A 20,806-nucleotide genomic window follows, 5' to 3' on the forward strand; every position below is an offset into this window, starting at 1 on the left:
ATAAAGTTAATAAATATTTTATATCAAATTGATTATCAATAGATTAAGAATAATAATACAAAACCTATCATTTAATCAAACAAAACAGGCCAGTTGATCATGCAAAACGACTCATTTCGTTCTGTTAAATGACTTGTTTTACAAACTTAACTCTATGCAAAACAAATTAGTTATAAACTTTTGTTCTGTCACATAACCCACACATCGTGCTCCTTCTTGATTGAAGACACATCACTATAAAAAAAGAAAGAGATACCGAAAACACGATATCTCACTACCAAAAGCGGAAAGGATAGGATTCGAACCTACGAACCGCTTTAGGCGGTTACACGCTTTCCAGGCGTGCCTCTTCAACCACTCGAGCACCTTTCCTTCGTCAAATGTGAATGCAAAACTAATCAATTTATTTTAATTTTCAACATGAAACGGCAAAAAAAAACATCACAGAAGAGAATTAAAACACATGTTTTTCTGTAATGTCAAAGAAATTAAGTATCTTTGCTAATCACTGAAAGTTTGTAATCATATATGGATAATTATATAGAAATTAAAGGGGCACGCGTAAACAATCTCAAGAACGTTTCGCTCAATATCCCACGCAATAAGTTTATCACCATTACCGGAGTATCAGGTTCTGGAAAATCATCTCTGGCCTTTGACACACTTTATGCTGAAGGACAACGACGCTATGTAGAGAGTCTTTCGGCTTATGCAAGGCAATTCTTGGGCCGAATGAGCAAGCCTGAATGTGATTTTATCAAAGGCCTTCCACCAGCAATTGCCATCGAACAGAAAGTAATCTCACGTAATCCACGTTCAACTGTGGGCACAAGTACAGAGATTTACGAATACATGCGATTGCTTTTTGCACGCATAGGACATACCTATTCACCCATAAGTGGAGAGGAAGTAAAACGTCATACCCCTGAGGACGTCATCCATTGTATCATGGGATTCTCAAAAGGAACGAAGTTTATGATGCTCTCACCACTGCATGTTGTTGAAGGAAGAACCCTTAAAAAGCAATTAGAAATGTATATGCAGGAAGGCTATTCTCGCCTGTACAAGGGGGGTGAAGTGCTACGCATTGAAGACTTGTTAAACGAAGATAACATTTCAGATACAGATGCTTCGAATCTCTTTTTGATTATCGCGCGAATGAGTGTTGACGATAGTAAGGATGCCATCTCACGTATGACCGACTCGGCAGAAACGGCATTTTATGAAGGTGATGGACTCTTGAAACTTGTATTTTTACCAGGAAATATCACCTATGAATTTTCAACTCGCTTTGAAGCTGACGGCATAAAGTTTGAAGAGCCTAATGATAATATGTTTTCTTTTAATTCTCCTTTGGGTGCATGCCCTACCTGTGAAGGATTCGGAAGCATTATAGGTATTGATGAGAAACTTGTCATTCCTAACTCTTCTTTGAGTGTATATGATGGTTGTGTACAATGCTGGCATGGTGACAAAATGGGGAGTTGGCGCAGTGAATTCATTCGGCGTGCTGCCACAGATAATTTTCCTATATTTGAACCTTATTATAAATTAGACCGCAAATACAAAGACATACTTTGGCATGGACTGCCAAGTGAGAAGACTCTTGATATTCATGATAAGGTATGTATTGATGCCTTTTTCCAAATGGTTAAAGAGAATCAGTACAAGATTCAATATCGAGTAATGATGAGCCGATATAGGGGTAAGACGGTTTGTCCTGATTGTCATGGAACCCGATTGAGGAAAGAAGCCACATGGGTGAAGGTGGGTGGAAAGAGCATTACAGAGCTTGTAGAGATGCCTATCATCAATCTTAAAGATTGGTTTGACCATTTGCAACTCACAGAACATGAAGAACAGATTGCCAAACGATTACTAACAGAGATTAAGAATCGCGTGGGATTCCTTGCTGAAGTGGGCTTAGGTTACTTAACACTCAACCGACAATCCAACACGCTTAGTGGCGGAGAGAGTCAGCGTATCAACCTAACGACATCATTAGGTTCATCATTAGTAGGGTCTCTTTATATCCTTGATGAGCCCAGTATAGGTTTGCACAGCCGAGATACCGACCGCTTAATCCATGTATTGAGAGACCTTCAACAGCTTGGTAACACAGTAATGGTTGTCGAACATGACGAAGAAATCATGCGTGCTTCAGACTATTTGATTGATGTTGGCCCTGATGCTGGAACACACGGAGGAGAAATTGTGTTCCAAGGAAGTACGGAAGAACTTAATGATTCACCTGAAAACATTCTAAAGAAATACCCTCGTTCTTATACCATTAAATACTTGACAGGACGAGATGTAATTGAAACACCTAAGTCAAGACGTAAATGGAATAAAGCCATTGAACTAAAAGGAGCACGTATGAACAATCTCCGCGGCATTGATGTAAAGTTCCCGCTCAACGTGTTTAATTGTGTAACAGGTGTTTCAGGCTCAGGAAAATCCAGTCTTATTAAAGGCATTTTATATCCCGCTTTGAAACGACATTTAGACGAAGTTGCCGATGCTCCTGGGGAATATACAGCGCTTGAAGGTGATTGGACGGCTATAAAGCATGTAGAATTTGTAGACCAAAACCCAATTGGAAAGAGCACTCGGTCGAATCCTGCCACTTATGTGAAAGCCTATGATGCTATTCGTCAACTCTTTGCAGAACAGCCATTAGCCAAACAGATGGGCTTTTCTCCACAATACTTCTCATTCAACACCGAAGGTGGACGATGTGAAGAATGTAAAGGAGCAGGCGTTATCAGTGTCGAAATGCAGTTTATGGCCGACTTAGTTTTAGAGTGTGAAGCTTGTCATGGACAACGTTTTAAGCATGACATCTTAGAAGTTCGGTTCCATGAAAAGAACATTAATGACGTATTAAACATGACCGTTTCTGAAGCAATTACATTCTTTGGAGAATATAAGCAGCAAGCCATTGTAAACCGACTCAAACCACTTGAGGACGTAGGATTAGGCTATATCAAACTCGGACAAAATTCAAGTACGCTCTCTGGAGGTGAAAATCAGCGTGTGAAATTGGCTTATTTTATTGGTCAGGAAAAACAAGAACCCACCTTATTTATCTTTGATGAGCCAACAACGGGCCTGCATTTTCATGACATCCAACGCCTACTTGACGCCTTCAAAGCACTCATAGAGCGTGGTCATACCATTCTTGTTATAGAGCATAATCTCGATGTTATCAAGTGTGCCGACTATGTAATTGATATCGGACCAAACGGAGGTGACAAAGGTGGAAGCCTTGTTTTTGCAGGCACACCCGAGGCACTTATAGAATGTAAAACAAGCATTACAGGACGTTATTTGAAAGAAAAAATCTAAAGAATTGCCCCACAAAAAAGAATTAAGTATACTGATTCCCTGCTACAACTGCCAGTGTGTAGAATTAGTAAAGGGATTAGTCACTCAATGTGAAGACATTGAGGGCTTACGCTATGAGGTCATTGTAGCTGACGATGGTAGTACAGATAAACACTTATGTTTATTGAATGAAGAACTATTGGATTTGGAACATGTTCGATATATCACACGAGAAAAGAACATTGGTCGCGCATGTATCCGCAACTTTCTTGTGCAACAAGCTACTTACGAATGGGTCTTGTTTGTGGATAGCGACTTGAGTATCATACGAGAAGACTACATTCTGAGTTATATTCAACTTGATAGTACATTCTTGGTTGCTTATGGTAGCTATGAAGTGGGAAACGAAAATACAACTAATCTACGCTACCTTTATGAAAAAAATGCAGCCCCCAAGCATACGATGGAACAGAGAAAGTTGCATCCTTACCACCATTTGCACACGGCAAACCTCATGATGAAGAGAACTACGGCACTCACCTACCCTTTTGATGAGCGTTTCAAACGCTATGGATTTGAGGATGTTCTCTTAGGAAAAAAATTGCAAGAACATAATGTTTGCATTGCGCAGATTAATAACCCTCTACTCTTCGACCATTTTGAAACTAACGATTCATATATGGAAAAGACAGAAGAGGCTTTGCAAACACTATACACTTTTAGAAACGAATTAAGTGGTTTTTCTTCATTATTAACATTAAACTATCACCTCCGTAAATGGGGATTACATTATATTATCTTGTTTATCTTCCAACAAAAAAGGAGAAAATGGCGTACAATACTTTGTGGAGAAAGACCTAACTTAAAACTTTACATAATATATAAATTAGGTTATTTCATTTCACTCTTTTAGGAAGTCCATCAAGATTAACTAACCACTTTCCTCCCTGATGAAACAATTTTATCTCATAAGTAGCCTCATCAATCACATGACTTTTCTTTCCTATTGTATCCATACATAAGAAACCTCTCACCAAAACATGAGATACGGCTACAGAATCTCCATCTTCTGTATCCACATTTATAATTTTGTAAGTCGCTCCTTGAGGCATATTACGTAACTGCTCAACATCATCTTGTTGAACTTGGCTGGCCACGTAACGTAACCATTTCTGTGATGTCAGCGTTACAAATGGCATAGAACGTTGGAACTGCCAATTGAAATAGTGCTGAGAAAACGAATCAACACATGCTTCAGCAGAATCTCTTTGATGGATGTGACCACAAGAAGAAAAACACCACAAGAGTATTATAAAGAATGAGATTCCAGCAAGTAAGTTAAAAAGTAGATGATTAAAACGATGCATATACTATCCTTTAATTTTAAACAAAGATAGATAAAATCTTTGGATTTCTCATCTTTTCTTAATAATTTTGTAGAGAGCAACGCTATCAATCCATACTAAATGGAACAAAAAATGGTAGCGTCAACAACATTATTATGTAGAAAGGACAACGATTAAAATGCTAAAATTCATATCATTAGGTAGTGGCAGTAGTGGCAACTGCTATTATCTTTTCACAGAAAAAGATAGTCTAATCATAGATGCAGGCGTCGGAATAAGAACGCTAAAGAAACATTTCAAGAACTACGGACTGCATTTGGAGGATGTAAACCATTTACTAATTACTCATGATCACACTGACCACGTGAAATCAGTAGGTAGTTTAAGTAAGGATTATAACCTGGATGTATATACTACAAAACGTGTGCATGAAGGCATAGAACATAACTATTTCATTAAGAAAAGAATTGAACCCACACACAAAAAAGTTATAGAGAAGGGCACAACTTATACAATAGGAGACTTTATTGTAACACCCTTTGGTGTTCCTCATGATAGTTCTGACAATGTTGGTTATATGATTAAATATGGCGATACCACCTTTGTTTTGATGACAGATATAGGACATATCACTACAGAAATGCAGACATTTATCGGCGAGGCCAATTATTTAGTCATAGAAGCAAACCATGATATAGAGATGCTTACACATGGAACATACCCTCAACACCTAAAAAACAGGATATTAGGACTTGATGGGCATCTCAGTAATGCAGCCTGTGGAGAAGCTATCGCAACCTTTGCCACGCCACGATTAAAAAAAGTTTGGCTCTGTCATCTAAGCGAAGAGAACAATCATCCCATACTTGCACAAAAGACAATTGAAGATGTTTTGCGAAACCATGGAATCATTGCAGGGGTAGATTTCACTGTAGAAGTATTGAAAAGAAAGGTTCCTACTGGCATATACGAACTATTATAATCAGTCCGTATATGCGAGATTAGATGATTTAGAAAGGAAAGCCTACTGCAAAATGAAATGCTAAATCACGTCCAAAGTTAGGATGTATCAGAGCGAAATGCTCTTCCTTGTTTCTGTAAGCAGGATTAATAGCTTTCATTCCTGCATCAAAACGAAGAATGAAATAATCGAAGTTCAATCTTAATCCCAAGCCATAAGCAACGGCAATCTGCTTATAAAACGTGTTCATCTTAAATTGACCACCTGGTTGTTCTGCATAGTTTCTGAGCGTCCAAATGTTTCCTGCATCGATGAAAGCAGCTCCGTTGAGTTTCCAAAAGAGGTAAGTTCGGTATTCAAGATTAAGCGTTAACTTCACATCTCCAGTGTGGTTTATAAAATCTATACGTCCATCTGTACCATGATACTTACCAGGCCCGAGTTCTCTTACACCCCATCCGCGAACAGTATTAGCACCACCCGAAAAATAACGCTTTTCAAATGGCAATACAGAACTATTCCCATAAGGCCACGCAATCCCAAATTCTGCATGAGCAGCCAATGTATTTCGACTATCGAAAAGAAAGAGATGGGTGTAATCTATATCGAACTTTGCATACTGAGCATAGGCTATATTAAATAAGGTGTATTGCCCAATAGCATTTTGTTTGAATCGAAAAGCCTTTGACAAGCCATTGAGAATATTTCCCGAGGCTTCTATATTAGCTCGCACTGCATTGACTCCGTCATTGTAAGTAAGGCCAGCCCCACTCTTCATGATAAACAAATCTTCATAATTATAACGCAAGATTGCATTACGGTTACTGGCATTATCAAGATAATCATGCTTGAAAGTAGCACTTATCCAAGGCATATATATATAGTTAAGATCCAACAAATCAACACGATAACTGATGTGATGACGTGGCTCAGCCCAATGATAACGCCATGCTGTTGAGAACACTCGGCGATGAAATTCGGGACGATTCTGCAGATTATAACTTAAAGATAATTCAGAAGTAGCAAGACTCCTATGTTTGAAAGTGCTTGAAAGGAAGGGAGCAAGGAAACGTGGAAACTTAAGTTTTGACTCCAAACCATACTCTACATAGTTCTGATTCTGATAACCTTCAAGTCCTGTTATAGCTTCATAAGCGCCTCGAACAGCAACACTAAACAGTTCAGAACCATGGAAAAGATTACGATTCTCCCATGTCAAACTGGCCGCAGCACCTAAGTCACCTGCAGTATTTGTCCCTTCTGGTTGAAACGAAATACTATTAGGTTTATTGGTACTAATTTGAATGTCACAATCAAGTAATGTTGTATCGGGATGTTCTCGGAAACTTATATTCGTATATCTCACAGCCTGAAATCGTGCAAATTTATTATAGGTTTGCTGTAAACCTTCTGCACTATAAGGCGCATGAACATCTATCATCGTGGCATTTTTCAGCACACTCTTTTTCAAATGAAGCCGTTCATCATCATCTCCACTATGATAACGAATTGTATCTATGGAATAACATGGATGCAAAGTATCAGTTGAATGATTTGCTGTTCGGTAAGGAAGAAGCTTTAATGTAATGTTGATATCACGACTATTGCGAGCCGAGTCAGCACTATATTGAATGAAATCCTTATGGAATTTATAATAACCATGATTCAAAAGGAAAGTCGTTAGATTACGGCGTTCCTCATTAAGTACATCAACTGTGAAACGACTTCCCGTCTTCAGAGACGGCTTAAAAGCATCTCTTCCTTTGTATGTATACAACAATTTCTTAATCAAACTATCCTGAATATCATAATTTACCATTGAAATCCGATAAGGTTCTCCAGGAATCAATCTATAAACAACATTGACTTTACGCCCTCGGCGCTTTACATTCATCTCAGTTCTCGCATGCATATATCCCATATTCTGCATGGCTATAGTGAGATCTTTCTTTGAAAGTTGCGCTTGTAAAGAATCGAAGATAACAGGTTGTTCACCGATATGTTTCAGCGTTCTGTTTAGCCATTTCGTAGAATCTCGGCCTGCAAGCGAATAAGTTGCCATAGGAATCTTAAATAAAGAGAACCATTTGGAGTTTCCTTTTTGACGAATATAGGCCTGAAGTGTTGAAGCATCAAGTCCCTTATCAGCCGACTCTATCTTTACATCCTCTAATAGATATTGTCCATTGGGTATAAACTTAGTCGAACTACAGCCAATCAACAGCAACGAAAACGATAATATGTAAATCCATTTATAACTCATAAACCGCACAAAGATAATATCTTTTTTTGATATATGCAAGTCAATATAAAAGGTGTAAGATATAACATGATTTTGAAATATTATAAGTCTTAACATTCACTAACATCGAGATTGCGTAGGTATTTACAAAATTTTATGTAAGTTTGCAACATGATTAGTAAAGCTAAAATCAAATTTATTAAATCACTTCAGCTAAAAAAGAATCGCGAACAAACACATCTTTTTCTTGCCGAAGGATATAAACTTGTGGGAGAACTGCTCGCTAAACAACGAGCACATACCATTGTAGCTACACATGAATGGATTGAAAACCAATCTTGTGTACAAGCAAATGAGGTTATTGAAGTAACCCAAGAAGAACTTAAAAAAGTAAGTTTGTTACAACATCCTCAACAAGTTCTCGGTGTTTTCCCATTCTTTCAAACAGGTAATGACACCATAGATATATCAGCATTAACCCTCATGCTGGATGGCGTTCAAGACCCAGGAAATCTTGGAACAATAATAAGAATCGCCGATTGGTTTGGAATCAACGACATCTTTTGCTCACATGAAACGGCAGATTTGTATAATCCTAAGGTTGTGCAAGCCACAATGGGTAGCATCACACGAGTGCGTCTCCACTATGTTTCATTGGTATCGGTACTCAAACAACTACCAGAAGACTATCCCATTTATGGAACTTTGCTTGAAGGAAACAATATTTATGACGAGCAACTTTCTACAAATGGACTAATTATCATGGGAAATGAAGGCAACGGAATATCTACAGAAATTCGACAATTAGTAAGTCATCCACTTAGAATTCCTAATTATCCACCAGATGCAGCGACTGCAGAATCACTAAATGTTGCTATAGCAACAGCTATCACATGTGCTGAATTTAGAAGACTTAGTAAATAGAATACGATAAGAATCAAATAGAATATGGAAAAGAATATATATAAAAATAGAAGCATATCAGCATGTATTAAATCGTCTTTTGACGAGCTAATCATGAACTTCACAACGATATTCAAAAAGACTTGGATAGGCAACTTAGTCTGGACCATAAGTACAACGTTCATTCTTCTCATCTTTGCACAACTTGGCAGGATGCTAATCAAAAATGAACCACTTTCATTACTGACAATGCTTTTACTGCTATGTGCATTTATTCTTTATTGCTTGACATCTATATATATGTCATCCAAGAATATTGTTTATCTCATTGAGCTACCACTCAAAACTGTTCTCAAACGCATAAGCGTAACAACTCTTATTGCCCTCATTGTTTCAATTGCAGTACTTTTGCTCCCCTTTATAGTGTCTGATATAGTAACACACTGGCTCATTACAAGTAAGGTTACATCAGTTCTCGCAGCCATTATATTGAACATCGTGCTTCTTGGGGTATTCTTTATACTCATTTTTATTTTTGTTTTACCATTAAGCTATAGCTTGACTGACTATATCTGCAATATAAATTCGAAGTTCAAAAACATCTTTTGTCAAGGATATCGCACTGGATTACGCTATTGGGGGAAACTATTTTTAAGCCAAATGCTTACAACGCTCTGCTGTTTTATCCCCATCTTGATTCTTGGATTACCACTATTTATACTATTTGCTGCCTATGGAGTAAACCTACATAATATGATTTATATGGGCGATCCTGATAAACTTCCAGATTGTTTCACTCTCCTAATGATAGTTTCTACAATTATCATTTCTTTCTTACTAAGCTATGTTTACATATTTATAATCTTCGTCAATATTCATACTTTCGGGGCTATTAATCAGCAAGAAAAAGGGAACAAGAAATTTGTCACTGCCGAAAAAACAGCACATGAATAGACTGGAAAATAAAAGTTAACGTGTATTAAAAAGCACAAGATTTATCTTTTGCTACGCATTTGATTCAAACAAAATTACGTACCTTTGCACAGATTTAGTCCGTTTTGGGCTCATAGAAGTGCTGACAAAGGTCAGACGCCTGGCGGAAAAACCCGTTTAATATATAAAAAATGTACGCAATCGTAGAGATTAACGGTCAACAGTTCAAGGTTGAAGAGGGCAAAAAGCTCTTTGTGCATCACATCAAAGATGCCGAAGCTGGCAAGACTGTTGAATTCGACAAGGTACTACTCGTTGATAACAACGGTACAGTAACAGTCGGTGCACCAACAGTTAGCGGTGCAAAAGTAACAGTAGAAGTTGTGAACCCACTCGTGAAAGGCGACAAAGTAATCGTATTTAAGATGAAGCGTCGTAAAGACTATCGCGTGAAAAATGGTCATCGTTCACAATTTACAGAAGTAACAGTTAAATCAATTAACGCTTAAAATCAGGAGGACAGACAATGGCACATAAGAAAGGTGTAGGTAGTTCTAAGAACGGACGTGAATCAGCTTCACAGAGATTAGGCGTAAAGATTTGGGGTGGTCAGAAGATCATTGCAGGCAACATCATCGTTCGTCAGCGTGGAAACAAACACTATGCTGGTGAGAATGTTGCACAGGGTAAAGACGATACGCTTTATGCACTTGCTGATGGTGTGGTATACTTCCACAAAGGCAAGTTCAACAAGAGCACTGTATCAGTTCTCTCTCCCGAAGCCTACGCAGAAAAAACAAAGGCTGAAGCTTAAATAACAAAGCACTTATTCCAAACAAACAATAGAATGCCAATCTCGTTGAGATTGGCATTTCTTTTTCCATACCATTTTAGATTAAGTTTTGAAGCAGGTTGTTTCTGATTCTAAAATGATATCAATGATGATGCTAAATGCCGCATATAGCATTGTAAAATGAAACAAATAATCCCACAAAGAGATGCATTTTAAACAGACAGATTTATCTTTCTATTTTACAACTACTTATGATGAATTTTCAGGATAAGAATAGACTATAAACATTTCCTACCCCCATAAAAGAATAGCAGTTCTTTTCTGAGGAGAAAAGAACTGCCAAACCATTGAATATTCTTTGTTTAATAGAATTTGAAATACCTACGAGCATTGTTATAAGAAATATCCTCAACCATGCGTGCAAGTGTTTCTTGATCATTTGGAAGAAGGCCGTTTTCAACATCATTCCCAAGAAGATTACACAACAATCGACGGAAATATTCATGGCGAGGATAGCTTAAGAACGAGCGACTATCTGTCAACATTCCAACAAATCGACTTAACAGCCCTAACACTGAAAGAGATTTTAACTGTCGAGTCATACCATCAAGCTGATCATTAAACCACCAACCAGAACCAAACTGCATTTTCCCCGGGCAGGTACTATCTTGGAAATTACCAATCATTGTGGCTAACATCTCATTAGCACCAGGATTCAAACAATAAAGGATTGTACGCGTAAGTTTTCCTTCTTTGTTGAGTTCATCAAGGAAATGTCCTAAGGCACGCGCTGTGTTAAACTCTCCAATAGAATCAAATCCGGTATCAGGACCAAGACGATTAAACATCAATGTATTGTTGTCTCGAATGGCCCCATAATGATATTGCTGTGTCCAGTCAGCCTCAGCATCCATCTCTCCGCACACTCTTAGAAAGGCATGTTTGTATTGTCTGACTTCCGACACACTGAGTTGTTGACCTCTAAGTGCCTTCTCGAAAATGATTTCAATCTGACTATCTGTGTAAGAATCATCATAAAACTCTTCCACTCCATGGTCTGAAAGACGACATCCATTCTCAGAGAAGAAGTCATGTCGCTTTTTCAAAGCATCCACCATATCCGAAAAGTGATTGATTTCCACATTGCTAACTTCAGCTAATTTAGCGATATACTCAGGGTAATCAGCCTTTTCTATGTTCATTGCCTTGTCGGGACGCCAAGCAGGAATCATCTTGATTTCAAAGCCACTTTCCCGTGTTTCTTTATGATAACGCAAGTCATCAATAGGGTCATCTGTCGTACATACACACTCAACATGATAATGACGCATTAGTCCCCGCGCTGTAAACTCAGGTTGCTGAAGTTTCTCATTACATTCATCGTAGATCTCACGAGCAGTCTTTGGGCTAAGCTGTTTAGTGATTCCAAAAGCTGTTTTCAGCTCAAGATGACTCCAATGATATAAGGGATTGCAGAATGTATAAGGCATTGTTTCAGCCCACTTCTCAAACTTCTCCCAATCACTTGTTTCTTCTCCTGTGCAATACTTTTCTTCTACACCATTCGTACGCATAGCACGCCACTTGTAATGGTCACCTCCAAGCCACAGCTCTGTTATGCTTTTGAACTTATGATCGTTAGCAACCATCTCAGGAACAAGATGACAATGATAATCAATAATAGGCATTTTTGCCGCATGATTGTGATAAAGTTCGCGCGAAGTTGGTGTTTCTAACAGGAAATCTTCGTTCATGAATTGTTTCATAAATGATTTATTGTTTAGATTAATCTTGATTAAATAGTTTATTAAATCCGTAAAACAATCACCGAATCAGACAAGACGATAACCATCTGCACCCGTCATTTTTTCGATGAAGTGTAATGCAAATATACGCATATTTTTTTGAACTACGGGAAAATTAAACTATATTTGCAATGTTTTTACGTAAACGATGACGTATATATAATGGATAATCTGCAAACAATAAATACCACAGGAAGAGTTCTACTCATATATACCGGAGGGACGATTGGTATGGGAATAAATCGTCAAACGAATGCACTTGAACCCTTAGACTTCAATCATCTCGTGAGTAACTTACCCGAAATGAAGTACCTTTCCACAAATGTTGATGTCTATCAGTTTGAAAATCCCATCGACTCCAGCGATATGGCACCTGAAGTTTGGACAAGACTTGCTGGCATCATTGCCAATAGTTATCAGGCCTATGATGGCTTTGTAGTCCTTCATGGAACAGACACAATGGCCTATACAGCCTCAGCTCTCTCATTTATGCTTGAGAATCTGACTAAGCCTGTGATTCTAACCGGAAGCCAACTCCCTATTGGACATCTTCGGACAGATGCCAAAGAAAATCTCATTTCAAGTATAGACTTGGCATCAGCAAAGCATGAAGACGGCACTCCTATTGTCCCCGAAGTGTGTATTTACTTTAATGGCAGACTATTAAGAGGCAACCGCACGACGAAACAAAATGCTGATGGATTTAATGCTTTCGATTCCTTCAATTACCCACACTTATGTGAAGTTGGAATAAGATTTCAGTTTTCTTCTCATCATATCCTGAAACCTGATTATACAAAACCCATGGTTCCACATTATGATTTGAATCCAAACATTATGGTTTTGTCACTCTTTCCTGGCATTCAAGCAAATATATTTGAACATGCTTTGGATGCTCCTGAACTTAAAGGTGTTGTTATGCGTAGCTTCGGAAGTGGCAATGCACCTCAACAAGCATGGCTGATTGAGACGCTCAAAAAAGCTTCACAGCGTGGCGTTTCTATCGTAAACATCAGCCAATGTGTAACGGGATTCGTTGAAATGGGACGTTATGACACAGGGTATCAATTGAAAGGAACTGGGGTTATTAGTGGACAGGACTGCACAGTAGAGGCAGCTGTCACGAAATTGATGTACCTATATGGTCGCTACGGAGATGATACGAAGACAATTCGCGAACTACTTAGCATTCCTTTGGCTGGCGAATTTCAAATATAATCAAAGCGCAATAGCTTCTACTCTATGTGATTCTAAACTGATCTGTTTATCAGTTTTTTGACTGAACCATTATCCTTTTCCATCAAATACAACTTAAAATGCAAGAAGATTTGAAGGTAAAATGAGGGTATATAAGAATAGAACATTTGCTATAAATCCATCAAACATAACACGCTACATGCGTAATTGTCTCAAGAAATCCATGAACATAACGCTGAATCTATTGATTAGTCACAATAGTATCTTATCAAATCAACAAGCAATAATATGAAAAAAAGTCTTGAAACGATTTGCATCCATGGTGGATGGAAACCGACAAAGGGAGAACCTCAGCAACTGCCTATCTATCAAAGTACCACATTCAAGTATGACACAAGTGAACAAATGGCACGTTTGTTCGATTTAAAAGATAGCGGATATTTCTATACTCGCTTGGCAAACCCAACCAATGATGCAGTTGCAAAGAAGATAGCTGCTCTTGAAGGAGGTATTGGTGCAGTACTCACCTCTTCGGGACAAGCGGCCAACTTCTATGCTGTGTTTAATATTTGTGAGGCAGGTGATCACATCATTACTCCTAATACGATTTATGGCGGAACCTTTAATCTGTTTGGAGTAACCCTAAAGAAGATGGGGATTGACTGCACTTTCATTGATCCTGAATGGGAAGACGAACGTATTGAGGCTGCGTTTAAGAGCAATACGAAGTGCTTCTTCGGAGAGACTATTTCCAATCCGGGTGGAAAGGTGTTTGACATTGAACGCTTTGCAAATCTCGCTCACAAACATGGAGTTCCTTTAATTGTTGACAATACATTTGCGACGCCAATCAATTGTAGGCCTTTTGAATGGGGATGTGACATTGTTACTCACTCCACAACTAAATATATGGACGGACACGCCACGCAAGTTGGAGGCGCAGTCGTTGACTCTGGTAATTTTGATTGGGAAGCTCACGGAGATAAGTTCCGTGGACTGACAAGACCAGATGAAAGCTATCATGGACTCATTTATACAGAAAACTTTGGGAAAATGGCCTATCTCACGAAACTTATTAGTCAGTTGATGAGGGATTTGGGCAGCATTCCCTCTCCGCAAAATGCTTTCTTACTTAATTTAGGGCTTGAAACGCTCCATTTACGCATGAGACAACATTGTGACAACGCACAGAAAGTGGCAGAATGGTTGGAAAAGAATGAGAAGGTAGGCTGGGTGAATTACTGCGGACTTCCTTCAAATAAATACTACGCTTTAGGACAAAAGTATCTTCCGAATGGTTCATGTGGCGTCATCGCCTTTGGTTTGAAAGGTTCACGCGAAGATGCCATCAGATTCATGGATAATCTTGATTTTATCTCCATCGTAACGCACGTAGCCGATGCACGCACATGTATTTTGCACCCGGCAAGCCACACACACCGCCAGCTTTCTGATGAACAACTCCGGGAAGCAGGCATAGCTCCCGACTTAATCCGTCTTTCGGTGGGCATAGAAAATGTAAATGACATCATTGACGATATTGAACAAGCATTAAATAAAGCATAAATGACAAACAATATAAAAGGACACCCGCTTATCGAGTGTCCTTTTTTCGTTTCTCAAAACATTTATTAGAAGTTCTTTCCACTTTTGATTAGAATCTTGGTGGGCCACCAAAGCCGCCGCGCCCACCAGAAGATGGCGGTGGAGTTCCTCGTCGTTCACGACCACCCATCGGTGGACCGGGCATATCTTTGCGCGCTTCTTTTCCGCCAAACAAATTAAATCGATAAATGACGTGGAGCATTGCGTAGCTGTAAATGCTGTTATACTCGGTATCAGTACGCATCAGCGCATTTACACTACGGCTGAAGTTACTCTGTTTGTGGAGAATATCATAGAACTGAAGACTGATTGATAGTGGCCTGCCTTTCAGCATACTTTGAGAGATTTGCGCATTCCAAATCAATTCATTAGTATTCATCGACGCATCGTTGAAGCCTCGGCGAGAGTTATTATGCAAATCTGTTGCAAGCGTTGTGCCCCAAGGAAGGGAAATATTCACCGAGCCACCATAAGAGAACTGCCACGTATCGAGATTACTCTGCCGTTGAAGTTGATTTCTACTGTGCATATAGTTTACCGACCCATCGACAGCCAATTCTAACCAACTATTCCTGTAACTGGTCTCCAAACGCTCGCCGAGAGAGGTCGACCGCGTTATATTCTTAACTGATGATGAGGTTGAATTTAATGCCAGGTACGCCACGTAATGATTATAGTTGACGTTTGTAAATGTGTTGACATTAAAGAAGCCAGCCGAATCTATTGCAGTATTAAACATAAATGCACCCATAGCATTCCAATTTCCGTTGATATTTTCGGGTTGAATGGTTCGCCCTCCCGTACGCTCATCATACGTAACCTTATTACTAATGCTATTGCGCGTGTTACTATAATTGACAAAGGTCATTATTGCACGTTGTCTTTTTTCTACATAATTATTGTAGAATAGACGGAAATTGTTTGTAAAAGATGGCTTTAAACCGGCGTTTCCTTTCGAAATGTTCAACGGATCACTATCATCGGTGATAGATAACAGCTGCGACATGCTCGGTTGTGACGTTGTACCGCGGTAATTGATGCGTAGATTGCTCACTTTGTTGAAACGATAACGGAAATCAAGTGTCGGCGAGAAATTTGTCACAGTGCGCATCGTATCTACGTGGATTCCTTGATAGTTCTGAAGATATTTCGACTTTTGTGGCTGCAACATCACGCCGACATTCAAATTATATTTCTTTCTAATGAGACGCAACATCAATTGAAACTCGTGGATATAGTTTCTATACGTAGAATACCTACTCAGACGTTGATCGTAGTAGTCATCGAGCGGATTGGCCAACCTGCCAAGATAACTATTCCAGTTTCTGTAGTCAAAAGGCAAACCGCTGAAGAATGTTTCGCCTAAATTACTAAAATCATAGGTCTTTCTGTTGCTCTTACTATATTTATATTGAAACTCATAAGAGAATTGAAGGAATGTCGCACGCGCAATGGGTTCGCTATAGGCAAATTTGAGTTTATACCCATAGTTTGTGGTAGGTACAAGTTTCCAGCGATTAGTTTGATATGTCGAATCTTGCCCCAAAACATTTTGAACCTGATATAAATGGATATTATTCAGCGTGAGTTCGTGGCCATCGCTCGACCCGTAGTTTCCACCCACGCGCAAGGTCACGTTGCGTCCCTTTGTTCCAAACTTACGATTATATTGCAATGTTCCGCTTAAACTCTTATTCGAATTGTCACTTATGCCACTATTTTCCTGCGTATTCACCATCAGATTTTCAGCATCGAGCCTTGTGATGGCATCTGCCAGCAGTGGATTAGCAACATACAGATAAGGGTCTTTACTGAACGTGGCCGAAAGGCTGTGCGCAAGATTATCCCCACGATTGTAAGTGAATTGTGGGCGGAACAAGATATTTGTCATCGTGTCGGGCGTCCATTCCAACCGCAATTGGCCATCCCACGAGTTACTGCGCGAGAGGGTTGAGCTATTGTTGTTTGAAAATGCTCCTATCCTGCTGACGAAGTTCTCCATTGAGCCTAAGGCGTTCACATCCCCATCAGAATGATTCCAACGCACCGAAACATCCATCTGCAACCGGTCTTTCAATTCATAATTATAGTTTAAACCGAGCATCTTCGACGCATTTAATCCCTGCGGACCTGCACCGAAGCCGCGGAATCCGCCACCAGGGAAGCCCATGTCGTTGACGTTATTTGCGTTGGCAAACATCATCAGCCTGTGGTTCCCGTTAAACCATCCGCCCATGGCTTTCTCCGCATAACGCCGCTGGCTGCCGATTGCCAAGTCAATATTACCAAAACTGCCCTTATTCATGCCATCCTTCATTCCAAAATCAAGCACCGTTTGCTCTTCGCCATCATCGATGCCCGTCACTTTGGCCATATCGCTCTTTTGGTCATAAGCCTTGATTTTATTAATCACCGAACTTGGTATGTTCTTCAATGCCGTCTTCGTATCGCCAGTCATAAACTCTTTTCCGTCGATAAGAATCTTTTTCACTTCTTTTCCGTTGACAGTTATCTTTCCGTCACTCGACACTTGCGCGCCCGGCAGTCGTTTCACAAGTTCTTCTATGGTCAAACCTTCGGGAGTGCGAAAGGCAGAAGCGTTATAAACAAAAGTATCCTCTTTGAGCGAAACTTTTGTTGCCTGGCCAGTGATTGTTGTCCCTTTTAGCATCACGGCATCGGCGCCCATGACGATGGAACCCAAAATCACATCTTTTCCATTCTCTACATTAGCGTGTTTAATCACCGATTTATATCCTACGCTCGTAATCCTAACGAGATAACGACCATCGGCAGGCGCGCTGAGCTTAAACTTACCTTCATTGTCAGAAAGAGTGCCCGATACAAACGAACTATCGCGGGCACGAAGCAACTGCACAGTCGTTTGCGCCATACTCTCCTTGGTATCGCGGTCAGAAAGCTGTCCGCTAATCTCCCTACTCTGCGAAAAAACAGGGAGCCACACGATTATGGAGAAAAACAATAACAAAAATCTTCTCATGTAAATTGCGCTACAATAAATTTCAATTTATCTTCAAAAGTCTAACTCAAACTGACACAAACCGCAACATTATCTTCAAATCGTTATCCACCTTTATATATATAAGGCCACATCCTTTCAGATAAAGATTGAAAAGTGATGCGATTGGCGCAAAATTAATCAAATAATCCCTACCGACAACAAATCTTCATGTTAAATAAATCTATCTTTGCCCATAAACACCGCATATCCCAGCGTTTCTCGCCCCACCTCCGCCCATTTCTGAACAGAAACAATTGCAAATGAATTCCCAAAAAGAAAATAAAACCAATGACAAAAATTTTGATTTACCAACAGAAACTATTATCTTTGCAAACAATAGTAAATGTTCACGATTTGAAATAAACGCTCGTTGCATTTGCATTAAATAGTTAGAAACAAGAAGTCTAAATCTGAAAAACTCATTAATATGCATAAAATAGAATATATAACAAAATTTCGGCATCGGTTTAAGAAACATGTCAAATACAAATTAGATTAGAAACGGGGATTAATCATCGGTTTTCTACTAAATTTGATGAAACACCTGGGGTAGATAATCAGAATTTGATGATTTTTATTCAAACACCTGGGGTAAATGGTCAGAAATCGTGTGATTCTGACAAAACACCCGGGGTAGATGAACAGAAATCGCATGATTCTGACAAAACACCCGGGGTAGATGAACAGAAATCGCATGATTCTGACAAAACACCCGGGGTAGATGAACAGAAATCGCATGATTCTGACAAAACACCCGGAGTAGATGAACAGAAATCGCATGATTTTAATAAGAAAACTTAAGTTAAGATGTAAAAACGCCTGCAAATCTGATAAAGAACATAGGGCAATCATCAGATTGCAAGAAGCAATTGCTGAGATATAAACGTTAATCACTATATTTATTAATCTTTTTAATTGAAAATATATGGAAATAAAACAAGTACGAAAATTATCGCTTCACAACATGGAGCATTACCAGTTCGCCACACAAGTTATTAAACTTTGTGAAGAGGCGGGCATCGAAAAACTTAAAACTTTGTTGAAAACCTTGAAGGATGCTGTTGCCGAAGAAGACAAGGCGCTGAATATTCCAAGGAAAAAAGAGGGAACGGCTGATTTGGAGGCGCTCGACCGCGCACGAGACCATGCCTATCGCGCACTGCAGTTGTTGGTGGAGATGAATTTGCTCTCCGAAGACATTGATGAACAAAAAGCGGCTCAAAAAATGGAAAACGTGATGTCGCGCTACCCAAAAGTAACCACGTCGAACTATAACAAAGAATCGGCCTTGATAAAAAACCTTGTGGCTGATCTGCAAGATGCTAAGCTCGCTGAAGCTGTGACGAAACTTGCTGCAACGGAGCATATCACGCGACTATCGAAAGCCAACGAAGCCTTCGACAAGCGCTATCTTGATGCGTTGAAGACGGTTATTCCCACGGGAACTTATGATATCAAAGCGTTGCGCGCAGCCACCGACAAGGCACTGAGTGCGGTTGCACTTCGCATCAATGCGCTCGCCGATCTTGAGCCCGAAACGCCAAAATTGGATGTGCTTATCACCAAATATAATGCAAACACTGACAAATTCCGTGCGACAGTGGCTCACCGCGAGGGTAATTCGAAAAGTGCCCAAAACAAACGTGCAGCCACTGAAGAAAAACTGCTGAAACCAGGTTTCGACGCATTAGAAACGAAGCTGAATTTGGCAAAAAACAGTCTCAAATTTACAGGAAAAGCCGAAGGGCGAGGTTCTAAACGCCATTATGAATTAGCCATTGCCGGACAGACGACAGCCGATGGCAAACCCAAGACAATTTGGGTGAGCGTGGACAAAGACGGGGTGTTGGAGGTCATCGAAAAGACGATAACAATCAAGAAAAAACCTGCGGAGAAGTAAAAAACGGCTCGTTCTGAATGAATCCTACAAGAAAAGCGTACAACCGATTGCGATTGTGCGCTTTTTTATTGGTTTCTCTTCAGATTCTTTGGATAAAACGATTATAAACCATCGTTTGAAGAGGCAAACGAGCAACCGACTGAACCTCGCCCACGGATTGTATCCTGGAAATCTCAAAAAATTTGCATAATTCATTTTTCTTTTATAACTTTGCTCAACAAAAAACAAAAGATTAAGACAATGAGAAGCAGAACTGCAGTTTGGTTTGAAGCCAAAATACGTTACGAGAAGACAATGGAAGACGGCATGCAAAAAAAAGTGTCGGAAAGTTATGTCGTTGATGCATTGAGTTTCACGGAGGCGGAAAATACCATCATCGAAGAGATGCGTGTGTATATCAGTGGGGAATTCAAAGTAACCGACCTTAAATCTGCCGCTTATGGTGAGATTTTCTTCAGCGATGTCGATACAGATGACAAATGGTATAAGTGCAAACTGCAATTCATTACGATAGATGAAAAAACGGAGAAAGAAAAACGCTCAACCATCACTTATTTGGTACAGGCCCACAATGTTCCATCCGCAGTGAAACACATTGAAGAAGTGATGGGCAAGACAATGATCGATTATGTGATTGTGGCTATTCAGGAAACTCAGATTATGGACGTATTTGAGCATAATAGTTCAAAATTGAATCAGGATACGCACAGCGATGATGTTCCTGAGTATGAAACTCAAGAGCAAAACAATCAAACAGCAACAGAATAGAAGC

The 20,806-nt window shown here is 39.5% G+C and carries 16 protein-coding genes and 1 tRNA gene; 12 read left to right on the forward strand and 5 right to left on the reverse strand.

From position 1 onward, the window contains the following. Nucleotides 1–284 precede the first annotated feature (284 nt). Nucleotides 285–372 (reverse strand) — tRNA-Ser (locus tag HMPREF9420_RS02885). Nucleotides 373–528: 156 nt separating this feature from the next. Here HMPREF9420_RS02885 and uvrA point away from each other — a divergent pair. Both uvrA and HMPREF9420_RS02895 read left to right on the forward strand, forming a co-directional pair. Continuing rightward, nucleotides 529–3,348 carry an excinuclease ABC subunit UvrA gene (uvrA, locus tag HMPREF9420_RS02890; protein ID WP_007133919.1) on the forward strand — a complete coding sequence of 940 codons (2,820 nt, stop codon included), beginning with the start codon at nt 529–531 and terminating at the stop codon, nt 3,346–3,348. A 4-nt stretch (nt 3,349–3,352) separates the two neighbouring features. After that, nucleotides 3,353–4,240 (forward strand): glycosyltransferase family 2 protein, encoded by an 888-nt coding sequence (locus HMPREF9420_RS02895; RefSeq protein WP_007133920.1) that lies wholly within the window; start codon nt 3,353–3,355, stop codon nt 4,238–4,240. On the opposite strand, the gene HMPREF9420_RS02900 is transcribed toward HMPREF9420_RS02895, so the two are convergent. Then, nucleotides 4,224–4,694, reverse strand: a complete 471-nt coding sequence (locus HMPREF9420_RS02900; protein ID WP_052297288.1) for a hypothetical protein — start codon at nt 4,692–4,694, stop codon at nt 4,224–4,226. The two genes, HMPREF9420_RS02895 and HMPREF9420_RS02900, sit on opposite strands and share 17 nt — an antisense overlap. Before the next feature lie 157 nt (nt 4,695–4,851). Between HMPREF9420_RS02900 and HMPREF9420_RS02905 the strand changes: the two genes are divergently transcribed. Further along, nucleotides 4,852–5,655, forward strand: a complete 804-nt coding sequence (locus HMPREF9420_RS02905; RefSeq protein WP_007133922.1) for an MBL fold metallo-hydrolase — start codon at nt 4,852–4,854, stop codon at nt 5,653–5,655. 28 nt (nt 5,656–5,683) lie between these two features. On the opposite strand, the gene tamL is transcribed toward HMPREF9420_RS02905, so the two are convergent. After that, entirely contained in the window at nt 5,684–7,897 is a 2,214-nt protein-coding gene (gene tamL, locus HMPREF9420_RS02910; protein WP_044078716.1) for a translocation and assembly module lipoprotein TamL, read from the reverse strand. 150 nt (nt 7,898–8,047) lie between these two features. On the opposite strand from tamL, the gene HMPREF9420_RS02915 reads away from it, so the two are divergent. From HMPREF9420_RS02915 to rpmA, 4 genes are all read left to right on the forward strand, one after another. Continuing rightward, entirely contained in the window at nt 8,048–8,800 is a 753-nt protein-coding gene (locus HMPREF9420_RS02915; RefSeq protein ID WP_007133924.1) for an RNA methyltransferase, read from the forward strand. Nucleotides 8,801–8,824: 24 nt separating this feature from the next. After that, entirely contained in the window at nt 8,825–9,733 is a 909-nt protein-coding gene (locus HMPREF9420_RS02920) for a hypothetical protein (RefSeq protein WP_007133925.1), read from the forward strand. Between the two features lie 170 nt (nt 9,734–9,903). Continuing rightward, complete coding sequence (gene rplU / locus HMPREF9420_RS02925; protein WP_007133926.1) at nt 9,904–10,221, forward strand: 50S ribosomal protein L21; 318 nt, start codon at nt 9,904–9,906, stop codon at nt 10,219–10,221. Nucleotides 10,222–10,238: 17 nt separating this feature from the next. Next, entirely contained in the window at nt 10,239–10,526 is a 288-nt protein-coding gene (rpmA, locus tag HMPREF9420_RS02930; RefSeq protein ID WP_007133927.1) for a 50S ribosomal protein L27, read from the forward strand. A gap of 341 nt (nt 10,527–10,867) precedes the next feature. On the opposite strand, the gene uxaC is transcribed toward rpmA, so the two are convergent. Further along, complete coding sequence (uxaC, locus tag HMPREF9420_RS02935) at nt 10,868–12,271, reverse strand: glucuronate isomerase (protein ID WP_007133928.1); 1,404 nt, start codon at nt 12,269–12,271, stop codon at nt 10,868–10,870. Nucleotides 12,272–12,472: 201 nt separating this feature from the next. Here uxaC and HMPREF9420_RS02940 point away from each other — a divergent pair, with 201 nt between their 5' ends. Further along, nucleotides 12,473–13,528, forward strand: a complete 1,056-nt coding sequence (locus tag HMPREF9420_RS02940; protein ID WP_007133929.1) for an asparaginase — start codon at nt 12,473–12,475, stop codon at nt 13,526–13,528. Between the two features lie 267 nt (nt 13,529–13,795). Continuing rightward, nucleotides 13,796–15,073 (forward strand): O-acetylhomoserine aminocarboxypropyltransferase/cysteine synthase family protein, encoded by a 1,278-nt coding sequence (locus tag HMPREF9420_RS02945; RefSeq protein ID WP_007133930.1) that lies wholly within the window; start codon nt 13,796–13,798, stop codon nt 15,071–15,073. Between the two features lie 88 nt (nt 15,074–15,161). Here HMPREF9420_RS02945 and HMPREF9420_RS02950 read toward each other — a convergent pair whose 3' ends face one another. Further along, nucleotides 15,162–18,113: an outer membrane beta-barrel protein gene (locus tag HMPREF9420_RS02950; RefSeq protein ID WP_007133931.1), complete on the reverse strand. Its 2,952-nt coding sequence runs from the start codon at nt 18,111–18,113 to the stop codon at nt 15,162–15,164. A gap of 588 nt (nt 18,114–18,701) precedes the next feature. Here HMPREF9420_RS02950 and HMPREF9420_RS02960 point away from each other — a divergent pair. The 3 genes from HMPREF9420_RS02960 (at nt 18,702) to HMPREF9420_RS02970 (ending at nt 20,802) form a co-directional block, all read left to right on the forward strand. Then, on the forward strand, nt 18,702–18,935 hold the full coding sequence (locus tag HMPREF9420_RS02960; RefSeq protein ID WP_044078717.1) for a hypothetical protein: 234 nt from the start codon (nt 18,702–18,704) through the stop codon (nt 18,933–18,935). Between the two features lie 124 nt (nt 18,936–19,059). Beyond that, entirely contained in the window at nt 19,060–20,034 is a 975-nt protein-coding gene (locus tag HMPREF9420_RS02965) for a DUF6261 family protein (RefSeq protein WP_007133933.1), read from the forward strand. Nucleotides 20,035–20,274: 240 nt separating this feature from the next. Further along, on the forward strand, nt 20,275–20,802 hold the full coding sequence (locus tag HMPREF9420_RS02970) for a DUF4494 domain-containing protein (RefSeq protein WP_044078718.1): 528 nt from the start codon (nt 20,275–20,277) through the stop codon (nt 20,800–20,802). Nucleotides 20,803–20,806: the final 4 nt, after the last annotated feature.

It is taken from the genome of Segatella salivae DSM 15606, assembly GCF_000185845.1.
In the GTDB taxonomy this organism is placed as follows: Bacteria; Bacteroidota; Bacteroidia; order Bacteroidales; family Bacteroidaceae; genus Prevotella; species Prevotella salivae.